This window comes from Frankia sp. R43 (assembly GCF_001306465.1).
GTDB classification, from domain to species: Bacteria; Actinomycetota; Actinomycetes; order Frankiales; family Frankiaceae; genus Parafrankia; species Parafrankia irregularis.
Window position 1 is genome coordinate 18,464 of the sequence record NZ_LFCW01000017.1, and the last position, 22,675, is coordinate 41,138.

Annotated in this window: 24 protein-coding genes and 2 pseudogenes; 11 read left to right on the forward strand and 15 right to left on the reverse strand. The window is 67.0% G+C overall.

The features are described 5' to 3' along the window. Positions 1 to 71: 71 nt before the first annotated feature. Together ACG83_RS40520 and ACG83_RS46360 are read right to left on the reverse strand one after the other, a co-directional pair. Positions 72 to 1,181 carry a fatty acid desaturase gene (locus ACG83_RS40520; RefSeq protein WP_083473987.1) on the reverse strand — a complete coding sequence of 370 codons (1,110 nt, stop codon included), beginning with the start codon at positions 1,179 to 1,181 and terminating at the stop codon, positions 72 to 74. A 138-nt stretch (positions 1,182 to 1,319) separates the two neighbouring features. Beyond that, a complete protein-coding gene (locus ACG83_RS46360) occupies positions 1,320 to 1,493 on the reverse strand; it encodes a hypothetical protein (protein WP_165615951.1) in 174 nt (57 codons plus the stop codon). A 481-nt stretch (positions 1,494 to 1,974) separates the two neighbouring features. Between ACG83_RS46360 and ACG83_RS40525 the strand changes: the two genes are divergently transcribed. The 3 genes from ACG83_RS40525 to ACG83_RS40535 all read left to right on the forward strand — a co-directional run bounded on the left by ACG83_RS40525 (position 1,975) and on the right by ACG83_RS40535 (position 4,954). After that, positions 1,975 to 2,862, forward strand: coding sequence for an amino acid--tRNA ligase-related protein (locus ACG83_RS40525; protein WP_200931474.1), 888 nt, complete (start codon positions 1,975 to 1,977; stop codon positions 2,860 to 2,862). A 39-nt stretch (positions 2,863 to 2,901) separates the two neighbouring features. After that, positions 2,902 to 3,744, forward strand: coding sequence for a TauD/TfdA family dioxygenase (locus ACG83_RS40530; protein ID WP_054571552.1), 843 nt, complete (start codon positions 2,902 to 2,904; stop codon positions 3,742 to 3,744). Positions 3,745 to 3,826: 82 nt separating this feature from the next. Beyond that, on the forward strand, positions 3,827 to 4,954 hold the full coding sequence (locus ACG83_RS40535) for a hypothetical protein (protein ID WP_054571553.1): 1,128 nt from the start codon (positions 3,827 to 3,829) through the stop codon (positions 4,952 to 4,954). Here the strand turns inward: ACG83_RS40535 and ACG83_RS40540 are convergent. From ACG83_RS40540 to ACG83_RS40555, 3 genes are all read right to left on the reverse strand, one after another. Further along, positions 4,951 to 6,270 (reverse strand): helix-turn-helix transcriptional regulator, encoded by a 1,320-nt coding sequence (locus tag ACG83_RS40540; RefSeq protein WP_200931475.1) that lies wholly within the window; start codon positions 6,268 to 6,270, stop codon positions 4,951 to 4,953. The two genes, ACG83_RS40535 and ACG83_RS40540, sit on opposite strands and share 4 nt — an antisense overlap. A 1,108-nt stretch (positions 6,271 to 7,378) precedes the next feature. Then, positions 7,379 to 7,714: a hypothetical protein gene (locus ACG83_RS40550; protein WP_054571555.1), complete on the reverse strand. Its 336-nt coding sequence runs from the start codon at positions 7,712 to 7,714 to the stop codon at positions 7,379 to 7,381. Next, the gene (locus tag ACG83_RS40555; protein ID WP_083473988.1) at positions 7,711 to 8,781 is read right to left on the reverse strand and encodes an anti-sigma regulatory factor; all 1,071 of its coding nucleotides are present in this window, start codon (positions 8,779 to 8,781) and stop codon (positions 7,711 to 7,713) included. The genes ACG83_RS40550 and ACG83_RS40555 overlap by 4 nt, the downstream gene beginning before the upstream one ends. A gap of 398 nt (positions 8,782 to 9,179) precedes the next feature. Here ACG83_RS40555 and ACG83_RS40560 point away from each other — a divergent pair, with 398 nt between their 5' ends. Next, a complete protein-coding gene (locus tag ACG83_RS40560; RefSeq protein ID WP_235498514.1) occupies positions 9,180 to 9,842 on the forward strand; it encodes a helix-turn-helix transcriptional regulator in 663 nt (220 codons plus the stop codon). Positions 9,843 to 9,855: 13 nt separating this feature from the next. On the opposite strand, the gene ACG83_RS40565 is transcribed toward ACG83_RS40560, so the two are convergent. Further along, positions 9,856 to 10,146: a hypothetical protein gene (locus ACG83_RS40565; RefSeq protein ID WP_083473123.1), complete on the reverse strand. Its 291-nt coding sequence runs from the start codon at positions 10,144 to 10,146 to the stop codon at positions 9,856 to 9,858. A 35-nt stretch (positions 10,147 to 10,181) separates the two neighbouring features. Next, positions 10,182 to 11,081, reverse strand: coding sequence for an IS5 family transposase (locus ACG83_RS40570; RefSeq protein ID WP_054565812.1), 900 nt, complete (start codon positions 11,079 to 11,081; stop codon positions 10,182 to 10,184). 64 nt (positions 11,082 to 11,145) lie between these two features. On the opposite strand from ACG83_RS40570, the pseudogene ACG83_RS46365 reads away from it, so the two are divergent. Next, positions 11,146 to 11,361: pseudogene (locus tag ACG83_RS46365) on the forward strand (Scr1 family TA system antitoxin-like transcriptional regulator); the annotation flags it as partial. Then, positions 11,358 to 11,582: a DUF397 domain-containing protein gene (locus ACG83_RS40575; protein ID WP_054571557.1), complete on the forward strand. Its 225-nt coding sequence runs from the start codon at positions 11,358 to 11,360 to the stop codon at positions 11,580 to 11,582. The pseudogene ACG83_RS46365 and the gene ACG83_RS40575, both read left to right, overlap by 4 nt. 72 nt (positions 11,583 to 11,654) lie before the next feature. Here ACG83_RS40575 and ACG83_RS40580 read toward each other — a convergent pair whose 3' ends face one another. From ACG83_RS40580 to ACG83_RS40595, 4 genes are all read right to left on the reverse strand, one after another. Beyond that, entirely contained in the window at positions 11,655 to 12,458 is an 804-nt protein-coding gene (locus tag ACG83_RS40580; protein WP_054571558.1) for a hypothetical protein, read from the reverse strand. 489 nt (positions 12,459 to 12,947) lie between these two features. Beyond that, positions 12,948 to 13,289 carry an Lsr2 family protein gene (locus tag ACG83_RS40585; RefSeq protein WP_054571559.1) on the reverse strand — a complete coding sequence of 114 codons (342 nt, stop codon included), beginning with the start codon at positions 13,287 to 13,289 and terminating at the stop codon, positions 12,948 to 12,950. Positions 13,290 to 13,712: 423 nt separating this feature from the next. Further along, complete coding sequence (locus tag ACG83_RS40590) at positions 13,713 to 14,231, reverse strand: hypothetical protein (RefSeq protein WP_226931195.1); 519 nt, start codon at positions 14,229 to 14,231, stop codon at positions 13,713 to 13,715. A gap of 160 nt (positions 14,232 to 14,391) precedes the next feature. Beyond that, positions 14,392 to 15,174 carry a hypothetical protein gene (locus ACG83_RS40595; protein WP_226932687.1) on the reverse strand — a complete coding sequence of 261 codons (783 nt, stop codon included), beginning with the start codon at positions 15,172 to 15,174 and terminating at the stop codon, positions 14,392 to 14,394. A gap of 421 nt (positions 15,175 to 15,595) precedes the next feature. Here ACG83_RS40595 and ACG83_RS45900 point away from each other — a divergent pair, with 421 nt between their 5' ends. The 4 genes from ACG83_RS45900 to ACG83_RS40615 all read left to right on the forward strand — a co-directional run bounded on the left by ACG83_RS45900 (position 15,596) and on the right by ACG83_RS40615 (position 19,247). Then, positions 15,596 to 15,793 carry a hypothetical protein gene (locus tag ACG83_RS45900; protein ID WP_054571562.1) on the forward strand — a complete coding sequence of 66 codons (198 nt, stop codon included), beginning with the start codon at positions 15,596 to 15,598 and terminating at the stop codon, positions 15,791 to 15,793. 498 nt (positions 15,794 to 16,291) lie between these two features. Continuing rightward, complete coding sequence (gene ltrA / locus ACG83_RS40605) at positions 16,292 to 17,755, forward strand: group II intron reverse transcriptase/maturase (RefSeq protein ID WP_054571505.1); 1,464 nt, start codon at positions 16,292 to 16,294, stop codon at positions 17,753 to 17,755. Continuing rightward, positions 17,752 to 18,624 carry an SAM-dependent methyltransferase gene (locus tag ACG83_RS40610; RefSeq protein WP_226931196.1) on the forward strand — a complete coding sequence of 291 codons (873 nt, stop codon included), beginning with the start codon at positions 17,752 to 17,754 and terminating at the stop codon, positions 18,622 to 18,624. Before ltrA ends, ACG83_RS40610 begins: the two co-directional genes overlap by 4 nt. A 269-nt stretch (positions 18,625 to 18,893) precedes the next feature. Beyond that, positions 18,894 to 19,247 (forward strand): hypothetical protein, encoded by a 354-nt coding sequence (locus ACG83_RS40615; protein WP_369812960.1) that lies wholly within the window; start codon positions 18,894 to 18,896, stop codon positions 19,245 to 19,247. 149 nt (positions 19,248 to 19,396) lie between these two features. Here ACG83_RS40615 and ACG83_RS40620 read toward each other — a convergent pair whose 3' ends face one another. The 3 genes from ACG83_RS40620 to ACG83_RS45695 form a co-directional block, all read right to left on the reverse strand. Continuing rightward, positions 19,397 to 19,870 carry a hypothetical protein gene (locus tag ACG83_RS40620; RefSeq protein ID WP_054571564.1) on the reverse strand — a complete coding sequence of 158 codons (474 nt, stop codon included), beginning with the start codon at positions 19,868 to 19,870 and terminating at the stop codon, positions 19,397 to 19,399. A gap of 207 nt (positions 19,871 to 20,077) precedes the next feature. Next, positions 20,078 to 20,308, reverse strand: a complete 231-nt coding sequence (locus tag ACG83_RS40625; RefSeq protein WP_152991668.1) for a hypothetical protein — start codon at positions 20,306 to 20,308, stop codon at positions 20,078 to 20,080. A 161-nt stretch (positions 20,309 to 20,469) separates the two neighbouring features. Further along, a complete protein-coding gene (locus ACG83_RS45695) occupies positions 20,470 to 20,640 on the reverse strand; it encodes a hypothetical protein (protein ID WP_161934861.1) in 171 nt (56 codons plus the stop codon). 371 nt (positions 20,641 to 21,011) lie between these two features. On the opposite strand from ACG83_RS45695, the pseudogene ACG83_RS40630 reads away from it, so the two are divergent. After that, positions 21,012 to 21,510 (forward strand): annotated as a pseudogene (locus ACG83_RS40630) (non-canonical purine NTP pyrophosphatase). Positions 21,511 to 21,520: 10 nt separating this feature from the next. On the opposite strand, the gene ACG83_RS40635 reads toward ACG83_RS40630, so the two are convergent. Next, entirely contained in the window at positions 21,521 to 22,588 is a 1,068-nt protein-coding gene (locus tag ACG83_RS40635) for an IS110 family transposase (protein ID WP_054571566.1), read from the reverse strand. Positions 22,589 to 22,675: the final 87 nt, after the last annotated feature.

Below are 22,675 nucleotides of genomic sequence, written 5' to 3' on the forward strand. Positions count from 1 at the left end.
GTCTCCTTGGCGGGGGAAGCGCAGTTCTCTTCGGATGTACTGGGCGCAGGCGTCCAGCGCATCCGTGACAATCACCAGCCGGTCGGCAACGACTCTGGGTAGTGCAGGGGTAATACGGCCGCTTCACTGATGCCAGTGCCGACCTCAGTAGAGTTCGCACTCAGGCAACGGATGATGTCCTCGATCACGCACGGCTGATCTGGGGTGGATCTGCGGCGGAAGAAGTAGCCCGAGCACCACGGGACTTCGCCCCATCGCTCCAGACTCTGCGCGGCTGAAGCCTTGGCTTCAGGTAGACGCCGCCAGGGTATCTGCGGACACCAGTGGTGGAGCGGGTGGTACATGTCATCGAGATGACCACCGAGGAGATGACGGGTCAGCCAATGGGAAGACCAGCCGCGCGTCTGCCGGAGCGGGTCAGCGTTCTCAATGAGGCCTGCGTGATTACCGAGGTCTGTGATCCACGTGACGACCGGTCTGACAAAAAGGAGCGGGACCAGCCAATATAGGAGGAACGACAGCACTGCGTTGAAGGGCAAGCATGCTACAACGATGCCCGCCCACAGAGCGCTTCGCGCGGCTGGCGCCCGCCAGGACTCATCCGGACTCTTTGTGACCAGTGTTAGGGCGGCGGTCTTGGGTAGCCGCCAGAGGGCGCCTCGCACGATGATCCGAATGACGAAGGTGCGTCGGCTAGGTGTCACACCGGCGACATTAATGTTGCCTGCCCGGTAGGATCGGAACATCGGATCGTCATCCGAACCGAGCCTAGCGTGGTGCATGAGATGGCTGCTGCGGTATGGCTGGAAACCCTCCCCGAGCAGACCGGTCAGCAGGTACCCGATGATGCGGTTCTCCCGCCGCGTTGCCATCAACTTGGAGTGGACGCACTCATGAGCAAGGTTCGACAGGTGCCGCTGCCGGACGCCGATGTAGCACACGGCTAGCAGGGGTCCGACGAGGTGGCCGATGAGGTGGCCGACAGCCGCGGCGACAGCGATCGACGCGACGTCCAGGCAGACATCGGACCGCCCGATGGTCGGTGGGCCGCAGAGCCGCTCGAGCGAGGCGACGAGATCCGCTCCGAGTGCCTTACGGACAGGCCCCGACGCGCCGGTCCCGTTGCGAGTCCTGCCTCGTGGCGCCGGCTTCCGCACCATGCTTCTGGCAGGACTACCCATCAGATCCTCCTGACGTCGCGGCATTCGGGTCGCGTTTCATGAACAAGCACGGCCCGCTCGCCGCCCCGGCGCACCAACCGCCGGATGACGCCGGTGCTGGCATGGGTGGCGCGCCGGAGCGCAACGAGCGGCGAAGCTTCAGGCTGCGACGGCGTCGGGACGCATCCCGACCTTCAATGCACTCGCATCGGGACGCATCCCGATCTTGAGGCCGGCGTCAGGACGCATCCCGAGCTTGAGACTGGCGTCGGGACGCATCCCGACCTTCAGCGCACTCGCATCGGGACGCATCCCGGTCGTTGGAGCGGACACTGTGAGCTCTCCCTTCGGTCGCCTGGATCCCGCGAATCCGCGGTGATCAGGGTGTGCTTTTCTTCGAGCCGCAGCGGATAGACGAGTCGAATCCGACAACTCGGCCAGCGGCCAGGCGTGCGCGCGCCACGAGAATGCAACACTTGGAAGGACCTTCCCCAAGCAGAACACCACGGTAGCGGACGCCTAGCGCGTGCCCCCACACGTTATGACTCCCCCCATGGTGGGCACAATGCCTGCGAACTTGCGTCCGATGCACGGACCGTTGCACATCCTTTGCACGCCAGCGCCCTCTGAGCTGCTGGTATGTGCCACAGGGCCCGCTGAAGCGACCATAGTCGGCCACGAACTGCTCCTCGATGCGCGACGGCGGGTTCCCACTTGGGACAGATGCGACTAGTTTTGTGAGTCAGCCAATGACTTGGCGCGCTCGCGGTCGTGCCCAGCCGGCCTGGCAGGAGGCCCAAATGAGGAGAGCCACATGACTGCGGTGTTCGACCCGATCGGTCTGAAGTCCGAGATCCTATTTAGTCTGCGCGACACCTTGCGCGCTGAATCCTTTGTCGAACTGATCACTCCAGTCGCTCGACGCACCGATCTCGGCCCGCGGCGACGGGCTCGAATCGATCTCGATGGTGGCCGGTTCCTGCGGACGATGATCGGTCCAGCCCTGCGCATAAATCTCGAATACCATCCACGAGTCTTCGAGATCGGCCCGTGCTTCCGCCACGAACCATCGGACGAGCTCCACTCGAGCGAGTTCACCATGCTCGACCTCTACGCAACTGGGGAGAGCTTCGACTGGCTCTACGACATGGCTGTGCGTCTGGTCGCCCCGCACATCGCCTACAAGCCGGTGCGGATCTCAGTCGCGGACTACATCTTCGATCTGTTCGGCGTCAACCTGCGGCGCGAGCCTCTCGGCGATCTACCCATGCGGATCGCCGATCGCATGCGTCTGAGCGCAACGACACCGTTCAGGACCGTGCTCGGGCAATTTGTGGAGCACGAGCTTGAGACGAAGAGCAGGGCCGCGGCGGTGTTCCTGACCGACTACCCGCTGGGCGGCGACGAGCCATGCGCCCGCCTCACCCCGGGTACACCCGCCGTGATCAACAGATTCGAGCTCGTCATCGACGGCATCGAGGTAGTCCATGGCTATGAGGACGAGGTCGACGGCGTCGCATTCGCCCAGCGGGCCCGCGAGGCGGACCTGTACGACGACGAGCAGGGTCTGGTCTGGCGCGCGATCGACGCGGGTCAGGTGCCGGGCAGCAGCGTCGGCCTTGGTATCGGCGTCGAGCGCCTGTGCATGGCAGCGTCGGGGGTCAAGGATATAAGCCACTTTCGGCAGTCCCCTCAGTACTGAGCGCGGCCGATGTTCACCCCATTCGCCAGGAGGATTCGCATGGCCCTATCGTCGCATCCGATGGCGGGAGGCTTCGGCGCAGTCGTCGACTTCGACCTCAGCCAGCATGCACGCCTGAGGCATTCTGCGGATTTGGCTGAGGCCCTTCAGCAGCACAGGCTCCTCATCTTCCCCGACCAGCACCTTAACCACGCTGACATCCTCGCTGTCAGTGAACACTTCGGCACCGTGGACACCGACGTCGACTCCCAGTATGCCGTCAGCGGATTCCCCGGCATCACGGTCATCAGCAATCTAGTCGAGAACGGTGTCCGCGTCGGGATCTACGATGGGGATAACGAGGAGGAGTGGCACGCCGACAACAGTTTCAAGCCTCTCCTGAGCCGGGCGACAGTGCTCTATTCGGTGATCACTCCCGAACAGGGCGGACAGACCCGATTCTCCGACACGACCCAAGCCTACGCTGACCTGCCCGCGGAGCTGAAGGAGCGCCTCGAAGGTCTGCGCGCGGTCCACTCGGTCCAGCGGCTGTGCGCGCTCCAAGGCCAGGCCAACGGCGGCCACTCATCGGCAGCGGTGGGCAGCCTCGCCACCCACCCCGAGGTCGAACACCCGCTCGTCCTAGAACACCCGGTTACCGGTGCACGGTCACTCCTGCTCGGCTCGATGGTCATCAGCAGGATCGACGGCCTGGACAACCAGAACTGCAGGAGCCTCCTCGCTGACCTGCTGGGGCGGGCGACCAGCGGCCAGTACGTCTACACCCACCGATGGCGTCAGGGCGACTTCGTCGTCTGGGACAATTTCGCCGTCCTCCACACCGCGTCCCCGTGCGACAGCTCGCGGCACCACCGCCTGCTTTATCGCACCTCGGTGCGATAGCCTGCTCGCGCCGACTCGGCACTCCGCATTGCGCACAGTAGGCTCCCCTCGGCCGGTGCCCCGTCGTCGCTAGGGTTTACACATGACGACCGCGAAGGTTCCCCTCAAAGAGCAGGCGTTGCATGCTGATCGCGTCGCCCGGATCGGCAGGGAGGTGCAGGCTGTCCTCCCCGGCTTCGATGCGGAAGGGTTCGTCCGCGAGGTGGTTGCTGACCTGCCTAGATTGGAACTGAAAGCCCGCATTGCCCGAATCAGTCAAGCTCTGCGGGACTACCTCCCAGTAACCGGCCGCCAGGCGCTCGACGTGCTTCTGCAGTCTTTGCCACCCACCCCGGAGGCCGCTGGGGCAACCTCGGATTTCGGCCTGCATATCTACTCTCCCCACTCCGACTTCATTGCCCGCTTTTGCCGCACCAGCGAAGACCTGCGCTTCGCCCTCGAAGCGCTCCGGCGCCTGACCCCCTATTTCTCTGCCGAGGACGCCGTTCGTTACTTCCTCAACGACTTTCCCAGCGAGACCATGGCGGCGATCGGCAAGTGGGCGAAAGATTCCGACCATCGAGTGCGCCGATTGGCCAGCGAGTCCACACGCCCCAAGCTCCCGTGGTCCCCCCGCATCGCCCTGCCCATTGATGCCGCGCTGCCCGTGCTCGACCAGTTGTACACCGACTCCAGTCGGTACGTGACCCGCTCCGTGGCGAATCATCTGCATGACATCGCTTCCGAGAATCCTGACCTCGTCCTCGGCGTCCTCCAGCGCTGGAAAAGTTCCGGGGCGACCCAGAGCAAGGAGTTCGACTTCATCGCACGCGAGGCGCTTCGCACTCGGCTCAAGTCGGGCTGGCTAGCAGCATACGAGTTCTTCGGCTACGCGATCGACGCGCCGGTCGAACTCTCTCCGGTCCATCTTGAACATGCTGAACTCAAGGACGGCGATACCCTCCTATTCGCTGCGGAAATATCAACCAGGGCTCCGGTTCCACTGCACGTGACATACGTGATCTCCTCAACCACGCAGCGAGGGGCGCGTCGCGAGAAAGTCTATTTTCTCGCGAGAGCCATGGCCAAACCCGGCCATCCTCTTACGCTCACCAAAAGGCACACTCTACGCACGACGGCAAATACGAAGATCACGCCGGGAGCGTACGCAGTCGAAATCCAGGTCAACGGACGGCGCTTTCCCGCGGTAGGATTCCAGGTCATCGACTAGAAGTCATCGAGCGGCTGACCGGAGACGAGCAGTTTGACTCGAGCCGCCAGGCGGCGACTCATCAGCGGTCGCGATGCATCCTCAGCGCGCTTTGCTAGTGAAGCGTGCTCGGCAAGGTCACCTCGAAGGCGCGCCAGTTCGGCGGCAGTGATGAGCAACTCCACATTGGCGCGTCTATGGTCGCTCGGCACGTTCAGAGCCTCATGCAGCGCATCCATTCCCGGCACGGACAAGCCGGCAACTGCCAGCGCCCATGCCGCTTGCCGCTCGAGCTCAGACCGGTCGAGCCACGAAAGCCAGCCCGGGTCCGTGGAACCCGCACGGTTGAGGGCATCTCGGGCTCGGGCCACTGCGGCAGAAGTCTGGCTGGGCTGCCCGTTGAACGCCCATGCGCGGGCCTCGGTGACAGCGGCATAAGCCTTGACGAGCGGTGGCGCCCCGGCCGACGCAAGAACCGCACTTCGGGCGTGGGTTAGCGCACACTTGCGCTCACCGTGAGCTGCGGCCAGCCGGGCATGATGGATGTGTGCGCGTGTGATGCGGGAGCGGTCGCCGATCGCCTGGGCCAGTCTCATCGCTTGCAGGTCGTACCGCTGAGCAAGACCGGGCAGCTGATCGTCGTAGGCCATGCTCGCCATCGTGAGTACCGCGTCCGCCACGCTGCCGTATAGTTTCCGCCCTAGCTGCGTAGAGAATGACCCATGGAGGAGCTCAGTGGTGTGAGCATCCATGAAACCTGCGAACACGCTACGGAATTTCCCGCTGCCGTGCAGCGCATCCAATTTTCCGTACAGGTGGGTGTGGTGTTTCAAGAGCTCTACGTCAGCAGTCGAGACCTTGCGGTGGCCATGTCCCGAAAGGTCCAGATCGGGAGGCATGACGAGCGCTTCACGGGAGGCGGAGTCAAAGGTAACAGCGAAGAACATCCTCTGGATATTGTTGTGCTTGCATAGAAAGTCAAGCTCCCAGAGCTTGCCCAGAATCCGCACGGCGTGAGCTAGTCCACTGTATTCCAGGGATTCGGCCGCAATATCTTCTGAGGCCGCCGACCAGCCTAAGCTCTCCGGCGTCACAATTTGGTGCAGGGCGGATGAAAGAACGTGACAGGCTGCAGCACATAGCTCGGGGCCGGGCACCGTCTTCCCCCTGCACCACCGCGAAACAGTACTCGGGCTGACGGTATTCGATAGCCCTATCACCTGGCAGCGCTGATGCACCCGTCGCGCGAAGCCGCTGATCGACCAATTTAGCTGCTTTAAATATATCTGCAACGCATTACTTTGGCTGCCATTCAAATTCGGCGCGACTTCCAGCATTACACCTCCTTCCCTACTGGGGGTGACGGTGCGGCCGGGGGGCATCGAAATCAGCCGACACCGAGAAGGAAGCCGTCATTCGGCACTGAGGCCCCCGTAGATGCCCATTCCACCTGATGTAGCCATCCTGGTCGAATCGGTAGGCGAGAAGGAACGATGCCTGCACGGGTCGCGGACGGAGTGTGTCGAGCGAGAGCGATGCAGGGCGCTGCGCCGTGGGCATCGGCGCGCACTCGAGCGCCCGGCTCCGGCGCACCCTCACAGGCATGGCGGTCGCCCCGCAGAGCGGGTCGACGACCACCCTCACAACCTCCGGGCCGGCGAGCACTTGGTCTTCGGCGAGGTGCGCCGTCACCAGCTCTTCCGTAGTGGCGACCACCGAGTGCCCGCTGGTCATCCGACGGTCCATAGTCATCGGCCGAGCCCCCCCGAGCGGCACCGATTCCCTGGCAGGCCAGGATCTGTGCTCCATTATGGCAGAAGCAGAGTGAAGAAGATGGACGCGATCCGTCCGCCAAGCGCTGATGTGCTTTTCGACCTGCACGCGAAGGGACCGTTAGCTGGACGGCGGAGGGTCGCGATCTCAGGAAATGCGACCGCAACGATTGCTTCGGTGCTATGGTGGCCGAGGCTGCATGGTTCGGGCTGGCGGTGTCCGGGGTTTCTTGGCTCCACCGCTGGCGAGGGAATCCATCGGCCATCGTTCTGTCAGGTTCTTCGCCTACCGTGGATCGGGTCCAGGCGGGCTGGATACCGTCCCAGATGGGGCCAGGGTCTGCGTCGGGAGGGGCAGGGGCGGGGCCTCGGCGCGCTAGACGAGGTGGAGCGCGCATCCCCACGGTGGAGGGATTCCTCGTCGGTCGTGAAGATGCTGCGAATGGCCTGTCCTTGTCCACGACGATAACTTGATCGTCGCGCTGTAGGTTCCGCAGGGCACGGCGCCTTTCAGGGTGGAGATGTCCTGGTGTGACATGGCGACCGCCGAGGGGCGAGTCGGGTGATGAATCATTCAAGGAATTCCGGGGATGCCATGGGCGACTCAAAGGCGACCTGATGAGTTCCGGCGCCGGGCCGTCGCCCGTGCCAGCCGTCGGGTCGCTGCCGGTCGTCATACGCGGCGTTCCGTGGGCGGTGTCCGCTGGGTCGGTGTGCGGCACGATCCGGCAGTGCCGGGGTCTGTCGGGTAGGCGAGCAGGGTCTCCGCGGCAATGATGATCTGCTGGCGGGCGGCGTCCAAGCGGACTGGGTCCTGCGCGTCGTCGTAGTGGTCGAGGGCGGCGCGCAGCGCGGCCCATTCCGGTGAGGTCGGGTCGATGGGTGGGGTGAACATGGCGAGCATCCGTGCGATGTCCGCGGGCGGTGTGACCTCGGGCAGGGCTGCCATGCGCGCGATGAGGACGACCGGGCGCAGGATCACGGGAACGGGAGAAACGCGGGAGTTCATGCGGTCTGCTCGGCCAGCAGCGTCCAGCAGACTTCGGTGCGGAGGTTGGTGGTGATCGACGCGGGCAGGACTATCCGGTCCTCCGCGGCCAGCGGGGGCTTCCCAGAGCGGGCTGCCTCAGTGCCGGGTAGGTACCAGTCGTCAAGAGCCCGCAGTCCGTCGGCAACCCGGCGCAGGAGCGCCGGATCGTGCTCGAAGGCAACTGGCCTCACAGGATCCGGCACCGGTCCGGCCGTACGCTGTATCAGCTGCACGGCCGACCCGTCGTCCTGCAGATCCATCGTATCTGCCGGCATTTCTGCCCAGACGACCTTTCCGCCGGATTTCGCCCGACGCCAGGACCATCGGCGGCTCAACGCGTTGACGAGGAACAGGCCGCGCCCGTCCTCTCCGTCGTAAGCCGGATCCCGCAGGACGGGTGGGGCGACGGTGCTGTCCCAGACCTCGATGAGAAGGCTGCTGCCACTGGCCGTGAGCCGCACCGCGACGATGCCATCGGCCGGACTTGCTTTCGCGGCATTCGCGGTGAGCTCGGAGACGATCAACTCGGCAGTGTTCAGCGTTTCGGCGGTCAGCCGCCATCCCTGCAGTGTACGGAGGGCGGCAGCGCGGGCAGCGGGAACGGAGCTGAGGAGGGCGGGGAACCGTTCGACTGTCACACGGATGGTCGGTGACGCTGTCGGGTTCCGGCCGACCCCTCGGGATCCTGGCTGATGTTGCTGGTCTGTTGGGGCGGCCTGTGTGGGGACCCGGGACGGCGATGCGAGGGGAACGATCGCGCTGCCGAGCGCGGTCACCTCTTCCTCGAGGAAACGGCGCGCGTGCTGGGCGCAGGGGAGATGGGTCATGTCGGGGACCAGCATGACGGCCCGGTCGGACCGTCCGACCGCTTCGAGGAGGGTCGTCAAGCCGGGTCGAGCGGCGTCGGTCGACCGGCCTTCCTGGTCGACATAGATGGCTACCAGGCTCATCCCCTCGGCGGCAGCATATGAGCGGATCATGTCGCGTAGACGGTGTAGCTCGTCGTCCCTCGCACTCGAGACCCGTACGTATCCGAACGCCCGCATCACACGCCACCACCCGTGATCCCTGCGGAGCTCACCCTCCGTGTCCGTGGCCGACGATTGTCGTGCTTCCTTCGCGCGCCGATCGGCACCGTTAGCATCCGCACCACCCAGCTCCGGTCCGCGCACATGACACGGACGCGCTTCCCGTCCCGGGCGGGGCGAAGCGCGCGCAAGCGGCTTCACCGTGACCGGACGTGGCTATCCCCCCCGCCACTCGCGATCCCCGGAGGCAGATCGTGGCGAGGTGGTGACAAGAACAGAATGCCTGCATTGCACGCTCCGTGCAATGCACGGCAGCTACCATGCGTAGAAATTTTTGTGCCGTTGGCTCCCCTTGCAGGGTGGTGCATGTGAAGGTGACAGACTCGAGCCGGGTTGACCTTGACGAGGAGGCGGTCGTGGCTGGGGAAGCAACCCCGACGATGCGACGCCGGCAGGTCGGCGCGGAGCTGCGGCGGCTACGGGAAGCGGCCGACACCACGATCGACCAGGCCGCAGCACATCTGCAGTGCTCGGCATCGAAGATCAGCCGGATGGAGACGGGCACGGGGATACAGCGGACCCGTGACGTCACAGCGCTGCTCGACCTTTACGGTGTGACTGGCGAGCAGCTACGCGACGAACTGCTGGGTATGGTGCGTTCCGCCCGCCAGCAAGACTGGTGGCACAGCTACACCGACGCGGTGCCTCGCTGGTTCGAGCGGTTCATGGCGGCCGAGAGCAGCGCGGTGAGCGTCGAGGAGTTCGAGAATCAGCTCGTTCCTGGGCTGTTGCAGACACCGGGGTACGCGCGTGCGGTGCTTCGGGCTGCGAACACCAGCCTCGACGACGACGAGATCGACCGCCGGGTGACGGTCCGGATGGAACGGCAGAAGCGGCTGGCCGGTGACGATCCGCTCTCGCTCTGGGTCGTGCTCGACGAGTCCGTGCTCCATCGCCATGTCGGGGGTTCCGAGGTCATGCGTGTCCAGCTCGCTCACCTCGCCGACCGTGCCGCCCAGCCGAACATCACCGTGCAGGTCCTGCCCTACGCGCTAGGGCCTGTTTTGGAAGTGGGTTGAGCTGGTCGGCGGGTTAGCGGCTGGTCATCCAGGCTGTGAGGTCGCCGGCGATGGCCGCGGGGTTGGTCGTGTGGGTCTTGTTGTGTTCACCGGTGCGGTGGTCGTGGCGTTCGACTTCGTAGGTGAGGGAGTCGAGCAGGACGGCGGAGGTGAACCAGGGCGGGTCGTCGGTGTCGGGCTGGATCACGACGAAGGTGTTGCCGGCCAGGTCCAGGGACGCGATCAGCCTGGTCAGGACCCGTGCGGAAGGGTCATCGACATGGTCGCCGTTCTCGCTGTCGGCGCAGTAGTGTTCGGCGGCCACGGCCCTGCCCTTCTGTTCCGCTGGCGGTTGCGGGTTCAGCATGACAGTCCGGTCCCGGCCGCCGGACGGAGCCATTCGCCGATCACGGCGAGGTGGAGGGTGGCCTCGTAGCGGACCGCGAGTTTGTCGAACCTGGTCGCTACGGCCCGGTGGCGTTTGAGCCGGTTGATCCCGCACTCGACGGCGTGGCGGGCCTTGTAGTCCTCCCGGTCGAACCGGGGTGGGCGTCCACCGGCGGAGCCGCGTCGTTTCCGGTTCGCGATCTGGTCGGCGGGCTCGGGGATCGTCGCGGCGATCCCGTGACGGCGTAGCCAGGTCCGGTTCGCGCGGGAGGAGTAGGCCTTGTCCGCGCGGACCCGCACGGGCCGGGTCCGGGGACGTCCCCGACCTGGGCGTGGTACCCGGATCCGGTCGAGGACGACGGTGAACTGGGGGCTGTCCCCGCGTTGCCCGGCGGTGACCAGCACCGATAGGGGTTTCTGTCCTTGTTCGACCACCAGGTGGATCTTGGTGGTCAGTCCGCCGCGGGACCGGCCGAGCCCGTGGTCGGCCGGTTCGACGGTCACGCCGCCGGGTGGTTCCTTCTGGGTGTCGCCGTCGCGGCGGGCGCCGGCGGCGTGCTGGTGGGCGCGGCAGACCGTGGAGTCGACGTTGACCTCCCAGACGATCAGACCGGCCGCGTCCGCGCGGGTCTGTAACCGGGTCACGATCCGCGCCCAGACGCCTTCCCGTTGCCAGCGGCGGAACAGGCCGTAGACCGTCTGCCAGGGCCCGTACCGGACGGGGAGATCCCGCCATGGTGCGCCTGTCCGGACCCGCCATCGGATCCCGTCGATCAGCCTGCGCTGATACCTCGCTGGACGTCCCCGTCCCGCCACCGGAAGCAACGGCTCCAGCGCTGCCCACTGCTCATCCGAAAGATCCCCACGACCCACAGCGGATCATCACCACGGTGAAGATCCGCCACGAACCGGGGTTCCAAAACAGGCCCTAGGGGCGTACGCCGCGTTCGGCTATCCCTTCACGATCCTTGCCTTCTCCGCCCCGCCGGGCGGAGAGGTCGTCCACATGGATCAGCTCCACAGCGGCCTGTACTTGGAACGGGACGCCGACCTGCGCCGGTATAAACTCGCCATGAACCGCCTACGAGCAGCCGCGATGGACCCAGAACGGTCAAACAGGCTGATCATCGAGGCCGCGGAGGAGATGGGATGAACAGCACCCCACCCGGCCCGACCAACCCCCCGGCGGGGTTGACCTGGCGCAAGAGCAGCTACAGCGGCGGCAACGGCGGGAACTGCGTCGAGGTCGCCGAGCTACCTGACGGCGGACGCGCCGTCAGGCACTCCAAGCACCCCGACGGCGGCGTCCTGTCTTTCAGCGCAGCCGAATGGGACGCGTTCCTCGCCGGCGCCCGCGACGGAGAATTCAACTAGCGTGCGGCACCGGCCACCGCTGGCAACGTGTCGATGATGGTCCGGTAAGCGGCTTCCGCGAGCTGGACGCTGTCACGTAGCGCGGTAGAGCGCCCACGCACCTGCCGCCGAGGCCGTTCGTGAGGTCCACTCATCCCCGCTGGCCTGCGCGATTTCGGCCCACAGACGTGCGTTCGCCTTCGCGTATGCGGCGACAGCATCGGCGGGTGCGGCCTGCCAGGATGGGATCTGTTCCGCCCACGCTTCGGCCTGGGTGGCAGTGTGCCTGCCTTCGGCCATGAGCCAGATCAGCCAGCCCGCAGGGTCCAGCCATGCCGCGCCCCGGGTCGCCCACGCCCAGTCGACCAGGTAGGCACGGTCGCTGATCAGGAGGTTCGCGCTGTTCCAGTCGGTGTGCAACAGCGAGCTGCCTGCGAACATCTCGGCTTCGGCCGGCTCGGTGACGTAGCCGCTTAGCCGCTGATCAGCTTGTTTGAGGGGGATGTCCGGGCAGGCGACCTGCTGAAGCCGTCGCAGGCACTCGGCGATCAGGGGAAGGTCGTCGGAGTCCGGCCGGTAGTCCGCGTGCCGGCCGTCGATGTGCTCGAAGCCGGACAGATCCCATCCGTCCACCTCGACATGCCACAGCAGCCGGGGAGACAGTCCGACCACGTGGGGGTTGATCTCGCGTTCGCGACGTTGCGTGACGATCTGCCGGTGACTCGCCGGGAGGCCCTTGCAGAACACCGTCCCGGAGCGTGTCCGCAGGGTCGCGGCGATCGCCGAGTTGAAGCCACCTGACGCCGTCGAGGCGGCCGTGACAGGCCCCGTGTGGGCCTCCACCGCCCGCCGGACGTCCGCGGGCAGGTCGTCCCAGTTCATCCGAGGCAGGGACACACAGATCCTTCCTGCGGGAGCGGAGCAGAGCCCTGCCCGGATTCGCGCGCTACCAGCCCCGCTTCCGAAACCAAACCCGATCACGGCCACAAGGCCGTCACACGACGCGGCCCGGGTGCGACGCCGCCTCGGCTGTGCGGCCCGGACATCCCACGCACCGGGGGCGACAGAGTGCCGGCAGCGCTGGCTCGGCACCCACCATGGCGCCGGGTCCGTTCGGTATCGCCGTGCTGCCGCGTGTCCACGGTCTCCGCCTCGGTCACGAGGCCATCGTGCCCGTCTCACCGCCACGCCGGGCCGACGGGGCCGCCCAGGCCACAGGGAGCCAAACGCCAACGGTCACCCATCCCACGGCCCCGCACCGCGCCCGGCGGTGCTCGAACCGGGAGGGGCCCCTTCGCGACGGGTCGACTTGTAACCCCTCGTTTCGAGGTCCGGGCGCCCGGCGCGCCCCGTGACGACGCACGCCATGGCCCCGGGCTGGTGCGGCTAGTGGGCCTTCTCGAACGCCTCGACGATGTTCGACGCGATACGGCCCCGGTCGCTCACCGTGTAGCCGTTGCTCCGCGCCCACTCCCGGATATCCGCGGTACGGTCCGCGGCCACGGCGCGCGGTGAAGCGGCACGCTGTCCGCGCCGCCCACCGGCCGCGCGGCCACCGGAACGGCGTCCCGCGGTCACGAACGAGGCCAGCGCCTCCCGTAGCTTCGTGGCGTTCGCTTCGGACAGGTCGATCTCGTACTGGGCGCCGTCCAGTCCGAACCGGATCGTCTCGTCGGCGGTTTCACCGTTGAGGTCATCGATCAGCGAAACGATCGTCTTCTGTGCCATGGATATTCCCCACTCCTACCCGCGGACCGTGTATCCGCGACGTATTCCCTACCGTATCGCGTGACTGCCTGGACCGGCCGCCCCGCCCTGAACATGACGGAAAGTCTTCCCGCTCGGAGCACCACATAGGGACTATCGAGAACGCGGAGGAACCTTATGACACCGGACCGAGCACCGGGAACCGGCGGAGGCCGGAAGGTGGCGTTCACCGAGCCGCCGACCAGCCCATACGGGTGGAGCGGTCGGACTTCTCCGAGCACACGACTGACAGAAGGGATCCGGCGGCCGGAGGGTTCCGGAAGAACATGTCACGCAGAACCCCGGCATGCCGTGGACGAGGGCGCCTACCGGGAATGACTCCGATCTCCCGGATCGGCGACAACTCCGAGGTAGCGCATCACAGGCAGGACAGGATGCTGATGGTCACAGGCGGCTTTCCTTCCCGAGGGCTGCGAACTCGGCTTTCTGCTCGTCGGTGAGGGAGGTGCGCAGCGCGGTCCAGCAGTGGTCGTCGCGCGGCAGCCCGGCCCTGTGGTCGATCCACCAGGCGGCGTCGGTGCGCTCGCAGATCCTGTCGAGCAGCCAGTCAAGATGGTCCCCGGTCGCGCCCGGCATCGTCGCCAGCGACGGCGCTCTTTTGATCGTGTTGTCCCGCAGGACCAGCGCCCAGGCCACCTGCCGGTCGGTGCCCGTGAGGGTCGGTAGTCCGTCGAGGTCTGCTTGTCCCGCCGCCTGGTGCGCCGCTTGTTCGGCCTCGACGGCACGCCGCTGGCGTGCGCATGCCTGGCAGGGCCGCATCTCTGTCCGGTTCGCTCTGGCCTGCCGGGTGTCGCTCGGCCCGTAGACCTGGATGCGTTCGACGGCGCCGCAGCAGTCGCGTCTGATCGTGTACCAGGCCATCTGATCCCCCTCGGTGATCGCCCGCGGTTCGTCGATGCGCAAGGCCGGAACACGGCGCCGCAACCCGCCGTCCCGCCGGGCGGGCGACACGGTCAGGCGGACGCGGCGTCCGGCTTCGCCGCGTGCTCGTCCGGTCGACCGCCGGGGCAGAGGCACAGATCGCGACGCACCGCCCAGACCAGGCCTGATGCCGCGGTGCCCGTCAGACCGACCGCAGCACCGGCCGCGGCGCGGGGCCCGCCGTCGCCCGCCAGAACGAGGTCCGGGACCGCTGCGGCCACACGATCCGGGTGCCGCGCGGCTGCGCCCGTGCCCGTTCCAACACCTCACCCGGCCGGTCCCGGCCGATCACCCGACCTGCGGGATCGACCAGAGCGGACACCAGCGGCCACACCTGCGCCACGACCAGGCCAGCCATCTCCACGCTGGCCGCGAGCCGTGGATCATCCGCCCGTGCTCCTTCGACCAGGCCGGCGGCGACGTTCGCGGTCATCACCCGGGCCGCAGCCTGGAACGACCAGCGCACCGTCGGCTGGTCCAGATGCACGGGAACGGCGTGCAACCCCTCCCACGTCCCGTCGGTGTCCATCAGCAGCCGCAGCTCGGCGCCCCCGGTCGCCGCGTCCCACTCGGTGTGTGCGAAGAACCCGCGAGGCCAGTAGACCCCGGTGGTCGTCTCCGGGCGCTCGGGCAGCGGGACGTACGGGCACCAGGCCGGCAGGCCCGCCAGGAGCCTTTCGCGGTCGATCCGGATGTCCTGCCCGACCGCCGGAAGATGCCGGACCGCCAGGTCCTCGTCGATCTCGATCACCGCACGGTCCAGCCACCAGGTGGCCAGCGCGGCGAGACGGCCGATGTCGTCCGGGCGGGGGCTGTCCTGCGGCCGGCGGGGACCCGCGCCCGCCACCGCCGCCATCGGTAGCCAGCACCAGTCCGGCCAGTCCGGCCACGGCGCCATCCCACGCCGGCCTGCCACGTCGCGCATCCAGGACAGCGCCGGAGCGTACCGGCTACGGCACTCATCGAGATGTCGATCAGGGGCAGCGGCCACGCGGAAAGCGTACCCAGCCCCAACGACACACCCGCATACAGCGCCACCCCGACCGGCGCCCCGCGCGAGGACACGTGCGGGCCCGGCGCTGGGTGGCTCCCGGTCTCTTCGTCCCAGGCCGCGCGCCGAACCCGCGACCGTGCCGGTTTTGTCGACGACGGTGCGAGGGCGGGACCTGAACCATGTAAATACCCCTTCGAGGTCCGACGGCGCTCGCGCCCGCGCGGCCTGCGTTCGGCAGGCGCGGGGTGGGTCTGTCACCGCCGACCATGGTCTGCCGGGTCCTGCGGGGAGGGAGCCGGCTGCCCGTTAGGGTGATCCCAGAGGATTACGCCGGATCTGGGGGTTGTGTACGGTGACCGATGCCGAGGCCGGCGCGTCCAGTCCGAAGTCGTGGCTCGCCTGGAGGCGAGAGGAGATCAGCTCGGTTGATCTGAAGACGGACGTTCCGCACACCGCCCGCATGTACGACTACTACCTGCTGCGCCACGAGGCGCCGCGTCACCGAGCAGGGGTGGGAGACCCTCGCCATTGGGCCGTCGCAGCGGCCTGATTGAAGATGGGGGCAGTCTGATCCGGGGAGCGCCGGGGAGGACGGGAAGCGGCCCCGACAACGCCGGGACGGTCCAGCACTGCCAGATGGGCCGGGTTCGGCAATCGAGATCAGAAGGTGCAGCGTAAGCGAATCAGTGGTTGACGCTCCGTAAGAGTCGTGCCGGCTCAAATCTGGTGGATAAGGGCCGGTGTGCAGCGCGTGGCCGTCTGGTAGGTGGAGGCGGTCAACTCTGAAGCCGGGTCAGCTAGCCGGTGAGGAGGTCACGGTGAATGTCTGCGGCGTAGCCGTGGCGAGGCTGTCGGGGTACAGCTGGGCGCCTACCTGGTCGATCGGTGATGTGGTGAACGTGGGAACCGTCCGTGGTCGCCCCCATGTGGGGCAGGCTCGCTGCCGGCTGGTGGCCAGGGGCGGGGCGGAGGTCCCGTAGTACTCCGAGCACGCGAGAGGCGTGTACATGGGGAAGGGGACCAGCAGGCTGGTAGGGAGGATGCTGGAATGCCAGGAGCCGCGCTGGTGAATATCGGCGGGCCGGAGCTTGATGACGCCTTCGTGGAGGCGGAGCGCCGGGTACTGGAGATCCAGGCCAAACTACACCGTTGGGCTCGGGACGAGCCTCGTCGTCGGTTCGACGATGTTTTCAACCTCGTCCACGACCCCGCGTTTCTGTTGGTGGCGTGGGTTCGTGTGCGGAGTAACAAGGGTGCCAGGTCGGCGGGGGTGGACGGCGTTTCGGCGCACGCCATCCAGGCCAGGGGCGTCGGGAAGTTCCTCGACGGGTTGCGGGCCTCGCTAAGAGACCGTAGCTTCCGCCCGTTGCCGGCGCGGGAGCGGATGATTCCCAAGACCGGCGGCAAGGTGCGCCGTCTGGGGATCGCGACCGTTGCCGACCGGGTGGTCCAGGCATCTTTGAAGCTGGTGTTGGAACCTGTCTTCGAGGCGGATTTCTTGCCGTGTTCGTATGGGTTCCGCCCGGGCCGTCGGGCTCAGGACGCGGTGGCCGAGGTGCGTTTTCTCAGCTCACGCCCCCGTTGTTACGAGTGGGTCGTGGAGGGCGACATCAAAGCCTGCTTCGACGAGATCTCGCATCCCGCTCTTATGGAGCGGGTGCGGGCTCGGATCGGGGATAAACGTGTGCTGGCCTTGGTGAAGGCGTTCCTGAAAGCAGGTGTCCTCACCGAGGACGGCGCGCTGCGGGGCACAGACGCTGGCACTCCGCAAGGGTCGATCTTGTCCCCGTTGTTGGCTAATGTGGCCCTGTCGGTACTGGACGAGCATATCGCCCAGATGCCGGGAGGCCCGTTGACCGGCGAGTGGGAGCGGCGGAAACGCCGTGGCCAGGGTCTACCGAATTTCCGTCTGGTCCGTTACGCGGATGATTGGTGCCTGATGGTGAAGGGCACCCAGGCGGACGCGGAAGCCCTGCGAGAGGAGATCGCCGGGGTTCTCGCCGGGATTGGGCTACGACTGTCCCCGGAGAAGACCCTGGTAACCCATATTGACGAGGGCCTTGACTTCCTTGGATGGCGCATCCAGCGTCACCAGAAGCGTGGCGAAGACCGGCACTACGTCTACACCTACCCGGCGAAAAAGGCGCTGCGCGCCATCTGCCAGAGGGTCAAGGACGTGTGCCGGGGCACGAACGTCGACCAACCGCTGTCGGCTCTGCTGCACCGGCTCAATCCGGTGCTGCGGGGCTGGTGCACCTACTTCCGGCAGGGTGTGTCCAGTAAGACCTTCGGTTTCCTCGCCTCCGTCGTCTGGCGGCAGGTGTGGGCCTGGGTAGGCAGGAAACACTGCAAGACGGGCTGGAAGGCCCTCCGACGCCGCTACAGCGGCAACGGATGGAAATGGTGGCCAGCTGACGGCGAGACCACGCTGCTCCACCCCGGGTCGATCAGCACAACTCGATACCGGTACCGGGGAGCGGCGATCCCCTCGCCATGGGTGGTCGCGGGATGACGAGAACACGAGCCATAAATACGGGGCCTGTGCAGAGCCCGTTGCTCAGTAATGGGCACGGCGGGTTCGGGAAGCGGCCCGAGGAAACGGACCGGCCGAAATGCCGGCACCGCGCCTCGGGCCGACTTCGCGGTGGTAAGGACAACTTTCCCGCCGACCGGCAGGCGGCCGAGCAGGCGCTCGCGGTGTTTCCGCACGGCCGGGTCACCGCCCGGCAGAACCGTGCGTTCCTGCACCGGGTGACCCGGTTCCTCGCCCAGGAAGCGGGGATCCGCCAGTTCCTGGACGTGGGCACGGGTATTCCGACCTCGCCGAACCTGCACGAGGTCGCCCAGGGCATCGACCCGGGCTGCCGGGTGGTCTATGCCGATAACGACCCGATCGTGCTCTCTCACGCGCGTGCTCTGCTCACCGGCACCGGTGAGGGTCGTACGGCCTATCTGGATGCCGACCTGCGGGAACCCGAGAAGATCCTCGAGTCGGCCGAGCTTCGCGACACCCTGGACCTGACCCGCCCCGTCGCGTTGTCCGTCATCGCTCTGCTGCACTTCATCCCGGACACCGACGACCCGTACGGCATCCTCCGCCGCTATCTCGACGCGCTTCCGGCCGGGAGCTACCTGGCGCTCACCCACGTCACTCCCGACTTCGCACCTGACGAGGTCGGGCGGGTCGTCGAGATCTACCGGGGCCAGGGCATCCCCGCCACGGTCCGGACCCGCGGCGAGGTCGAGCGTTTCTTCGACGGCCTCGACGTCATCGAACCCGGGGTACAGCCCGTGCACCGCTGGCGGCCCGACGACACCAGCCTGGACGGCCCGACCGACGCCGAAGTCAACGTGTACGGAGCCCTCGCCCGCATCCCCTGAGCGCGGTCCCCGTCATGGCCTTCACCCCCGACGGGTCGAGCACCTTCACCACGGCGTCGATGATCGGCCTGGGCCAGGGCTGTGGGGCGTGCGGGAAAGAGGTCGCCGACCAACAATCGATTCGACCAGCCGCTATCTCCCGCCCCCTGGACCCGGCTGAGATGGATTATTGATGGGTGGGACGTCGAGGACGCGGCGACACGGAGAGGGCTCACGAAGGCCGCCTGACCGGTCGCGACGAGAGGAGCGGACCAGACACCATGAGTCCGGTGAACGGCGATGATCGTTATCGTTCCTGTCCGTCCTGGTGCCAGGAGCCGGCCGGGCACCTGAGGCCCGAGCCCAACGGCCCCGGCGGCTATCACACGGCCGAGATCGCCCTCATCGATCTTCCCGAAAGAGACGGAATACGAGGGGACCCCCTGGAGCTTGTGGTGAGGATCGAACAATACGTGACTCATACCACCGCGGACCCTCCTGTGATCACTTTGGGAAGCAGCGACATTGACGAGCCCGATCGTGAAGGCCTCACCGCCGACGAGACGGAGGACCTCGTGGGAGCCCTCCAGCGGGCGATCGCGACGTTGCGGGCCGGATCGTCCGGGGCCGGTTTCGTCGTCTGACGGCGTCTAACCCCGACGCATTCGTCAACGCCGCCCGTTCACGCAGAAGGGCGGCCGCGAACGCGTTGGTGCCTTCGGACGGTTCGGCGCAAGGGTGCGTCCGCGGGACCTGGCAGATCGCCACGAGGACGGCCAGCAGACCCGAAGGGCTACGCGTGGCGGCTGAACTGCTCGGCCACAAGCAGCCGCCACGCTGTCGCCTGGACGTCCTCGGCCCAACGGCGCGCCAAGCTCACCTCATCGACATCAAAGTTGAAGTTCAGCCAGGTGCGCACCATCCGGCCCAGCACGGCGAGCACGCCGTCCGGGAGACCGTCGACGGCGTAGTACGCAACGCCGGAGAACTCGCGGGTGTCGATGTCACCCCCCGCCGGATCGTTACCGCTCCGCACCGCCACGGCATACCACGAGGCCAGACGCCACAGCGCGGCACGGGCCTGATCACCCTCGGGCTCGGGCGTGACCTCGCCTCGTTCGAGCCCGGCCACCCAGGCGGCTGTCGGGCCGTTCCACTGTCGCTCGTCTTCGGTGTTCGCGAAACGCAGGCCGGATCTGTCGGAGCCAGGCTCGCCGGCCCACGCGACGAGAGAGACGAGCCGAAGAAGCCTCTGGCGATCATCCATTTCCCGTGGCTATCACCGCACGGGACTGCCCGCCGCCGCTTCGCGCGAGCTGTGCGGCCGCCTGCCAGATGCGGGTGGAACATCCGCCCGGGTGCGGGCCGCGATCGGGTCATGCTGCGCTCGCCGCCTACGCGGGCCGCTACCGCGGCGATCCCGGTGCAACCATGTAGTTCGCGTTTCCTGCAGCGGGTGGCGACGGCCGGCCCGTTACTCCCCGATGTGCACGAGGCGGACCGACCGCCAGTTCACCAGTACCCGCCGCCCGTCGGCGAGGTGGAGCTGCTCAACCTCACAGCGGAACAGCGCCTGGGCGATCCGTGCCCGTTCGGCTTCAAGATCGACGTAGGCGCCGGACGGGTCGTATCGCTCGCCGTCGATCGTCAGCCACACACCCACCAGAATCGCACAGAGGTTCGACCATGAGGTCTTGGTAGCCACCTTGACCTGCACAGATGGGCCAGCGTGCGCCGGGTTGTGCCCCCACCGGCCGCTGGCAACCCGGCGCACGCGCTCACGATAGGTCGATCGACGAAGCCACGGTGTAGACCCTCCGTGCCCTGATCAGCCCGGCCGCGGTCAGATCCACCGGGCCGACGCGATCACTCGTCGTCATCGTCCCAGATCGGCCCGTCGTCGCCCTCGTTGCTGTCCGCCGCATCGCGCGCACGGCCATCCCAGCCGGTCAGGGCGGTGGCGGAGTTCGGGTTGTTCACCGCGGCCCGGCTGATCCGGTCGGCGGCCTCGCGGTCCATCGGAGTCGACTTGCCCATGACACATCTCCTGGAGATTCCGATCTCAGGCCTCGGTGTCGCCACGAGGCAGGCGGGTCGGGCCGCGATCGGCGCGGCCCGACTGATGCCCAGGGGTGCGGTGCCAGATCGTGGTCATCGATCACCGCGCTGGTACCGCGAGTGGGCTCCGGGTTGAGCACGACCTCGGAACGAGCCCACTGTGGGAAGCGTCTTCACCGTAGCGCGGCCGTCCAGGCAACGCCGCTTCGGCACGCGGGCCCGGCACTTGCCGACCGCGGCCTCCCACGACACGAGCGCACGTCCGCCGAGACCAGCCGGACGGTGGGCCATCCGTAGGCCCGCCACCGCCGCGCCACAGTATGCCGAGACCACGCCGAAGCGAGGAACACATGATCGACCGTGTCACGCTCATCACCGGGAATCCAGGCAAGGCCCGCGAGTACTCCACCATCCTGGGCATCGAGGTCACCGCGACCAGACTGGACCTCGTCGAGATCCAGTCGCTCGACGTCGCGACGGTGGTGGAACGCAAAGCCACGGACGCCTACGCGAAGCTGCACCGTCCGGTACTCGTCGACGACACCGGTCTGGCACTCGATGCCTGGAACGGCCTCCCCGGCGCCCTCGTCGCATGGTTCCTGGACACCGTCGGCACCCAGGGCCACGACCGCTCTCGGCTATGCCGACGCGACCGGCGTCCGGGTCTTCATCGGCACCGTTCACGGGACACTGACCACCGAGCCTCGCGGCAGCGGCGGCTTCGGCTACGACACCATCTTCGTACCCAGCGGCAGCACCCTGACCTTCGCGGAAATGCCGAGCGAGGAGAAGAACGCGACCTCAAACCGGCGCCTGGCGGCCGACGCCCTCCGCGAGAAAATAAAGTGACCGGTGCGCCTCAGGTGACCCCGATCGGTTCGAAGCGGATGGTGAGGCCGAGGCTGTTGGCTTGCTTGATCATGCGGCGCATGGCGCGTTCGGGATCTCGTTTGGCGAAGTGATCGGCGCCCAGGTCGCGGTAGGGGACCCTGTCGTGCAGGACGTGCCAGATGGCGATGGTGAGTTTGTGCATGACGGCGACCTGGGCGTGTCGGCCGCCCCGGCGGGCGGCGAGCCGGCGGTAGAAAGCGCCCAGGTAGGAGTCCTTCTTCTTGATCGCCACCATCGCGGCGATCCCGAGCAGGCGTTTGAGGTTGCGATTGTCGGTCCGGATGTGGCCGGACTTGTTCACCCCGGCGGACTCGTTCTGGCCTGGGCAGACCCCGATCCAGGAGGCGAGGTGATGGGCGCTGGGGAACTGGGCCATGTCACCCCCGGTCTCCGCGATGATGATCTCGGCCGCGAGGCGGCCGATGCCGGGGATCGAGGCCAGGAGATCCAGGTCCTGCATCTGGCCGGTGAGCATGGCCGCGATCCGCTCGTCGAACCCGGCGATGACCGCCTTCCAGCGGTCGATCTCGTCGAGGTAGTGGCGGACCATGGAGGCGTGGTGGTCGGTGAACTCGCCGTCCAGCGCCTCGATGAGTGCCGGGATCTTGGCGCGGGCCCGGCCGGTGGCGAAGTCGGCGAGCAGGTGGGGGTCGCGCTCGCCGGTGACGAGGGCTTCGAGGATCTTCCGGCCGGTGACACCGACCAGGTTGGTGAGGACCGCGGCGAGTTTCATCCCGGTGTCCTCGAGCTCCTTCTCCAGCCGCTGAGCCTCCCAGCTTGCGGCGCGCACCAGTTCGGTCCGCCGGCGGGTCAGGTCCCGCAGTTCCCGGATCTTCCGTGCCGGGACGAAGGACGCCATCACCATGCCCGACGCGCCGGCCCGTGCCAGGAACGCCGCGTCACTGGGATCGGTCTTGCGACCCCGGATTCCCTTGAGATGAGAGGGGTTGACCAGCATCAGGTTCAGATCCGGCTGCAACACGTAATAGACCGCCCGCCAGTCGTCGGAGGTGGCCTCCAGCACCACGACCTCCACCCGGCGTTCCAGTAGCCAGGCCCGCAACCGCTGTAAACCGGCATGGGTCCGCCTCATGGCCATGGGGCAGAGAAAGACACTCGTCAC

What these genes read in the sequence shown, in the direction of transcription:
- ACG83_RS40540 (WP_200931475.1), bottom strand. Translation starts at nt 6,270, where the DNA reads ATGCTGGAAGTCGCGCCGAATTTGAATGGCAGCCAAAGTAATGCGTTG.
- ACG83_RS40535 (WP_054571553.1), top strand. Translation starts at nt 3,827, where the DNA reads ATGACGACCGCGAAGGTTCCCCTCAAAGAGCAGGCGTTGCATGCTGAT.
- ACG83_RS40530 (WP_054571552.1), top strand. Translation starts at nt 2,902, where the DNA reads ATGGCCCTATCGTCGCATCCGATGGCGGGAGGCTTCGGCGCAGTCGTC.
- ltrA (WP_054571505.1), top strand. Translation starts at nt 16,292, where the DNA reads ATGCCAGGAGCCGCGCTGGTGAATATCGGCGGGCCGGAGCTTGATGAC.
- ACG83_RS40595 (WP_226932687.1), bottom strand. Translation starts at nt 15,174, where the DNA reads ATGCGCGACGTGGCAGGCCGGCGTGGGATGGCGCCGTGGCCGGACTGG.
- ACG83_RS40620 (WP_054571564.1), bottom strand. Translation starts at nt 19,870, where the DNA reads ATGGATGATCGCCAGAGGCTTCTTCGGCTCGTCTCTCTCGTCGCGTGG.
- ACG83_RS40555 (WP_083473988.1), bottom strand. Translation starts at nt 8,781, where the DNA reads ATGCGGGCGTTCGGATACGTACGGGTCTCGAGTGCGAGGGACGACGAG.
- ACG83_RS40610 (WP_226931196.1), top strand. Translation starts at nt 17,752, where the DNA reads ATGACGAGAACACGAGCCATAAATACGGGGCCTGTGCAGAGCCCGTTG.
- ACG83_RS40550 (WP_054571555.1), bottom strand. Translation starts at nt 7,714, where the DNA reads ATGAACTCCCGCGTTTCTCCCGTTCCCGTGATCCTGCGCCCGGTCGTC.
- ACG83_RS45695 (WP_161934861.1), bottom strand. Translation starts at nt 20,640, where the DNA reads ATGGGCAAGTCGACTCCGATGGACCGCGAGGCCGCCGACCGGATCAGC.
- ACG83_RS40525 (WP_200931474.1), top strand. Translation starts at nt 1,975, where the DNA reads ATGACTGCGGTGTTCGACCCGATCGGTCTGAAGTCCGAGATCCTATTT.
- ACG83_RS40575 (WP_054571557.1), top strand. Translation starts at nt 11,358, where the DNA reads ATGAACAGCACCCCACCCGGCCCGACCAACCCCCCGGCGGGGTTGACC.
- ACG83_RS40520 (WP_083473987.1), bottom strand. Translation starts at nt 1,181, where the DNA reads ATGGGTAGTCCTGCCAGAAGCATGGTGCGGAAGCCGGCGCCACGAGGC.
- ACG83_RS40585 (WP_054571559.1), bottom strand. Translation starts at nt 13,289, where the DNA reads ATGGCACAGAAGACGATCGTTTCGCTGATCGATGACCTCAACGGTGAA.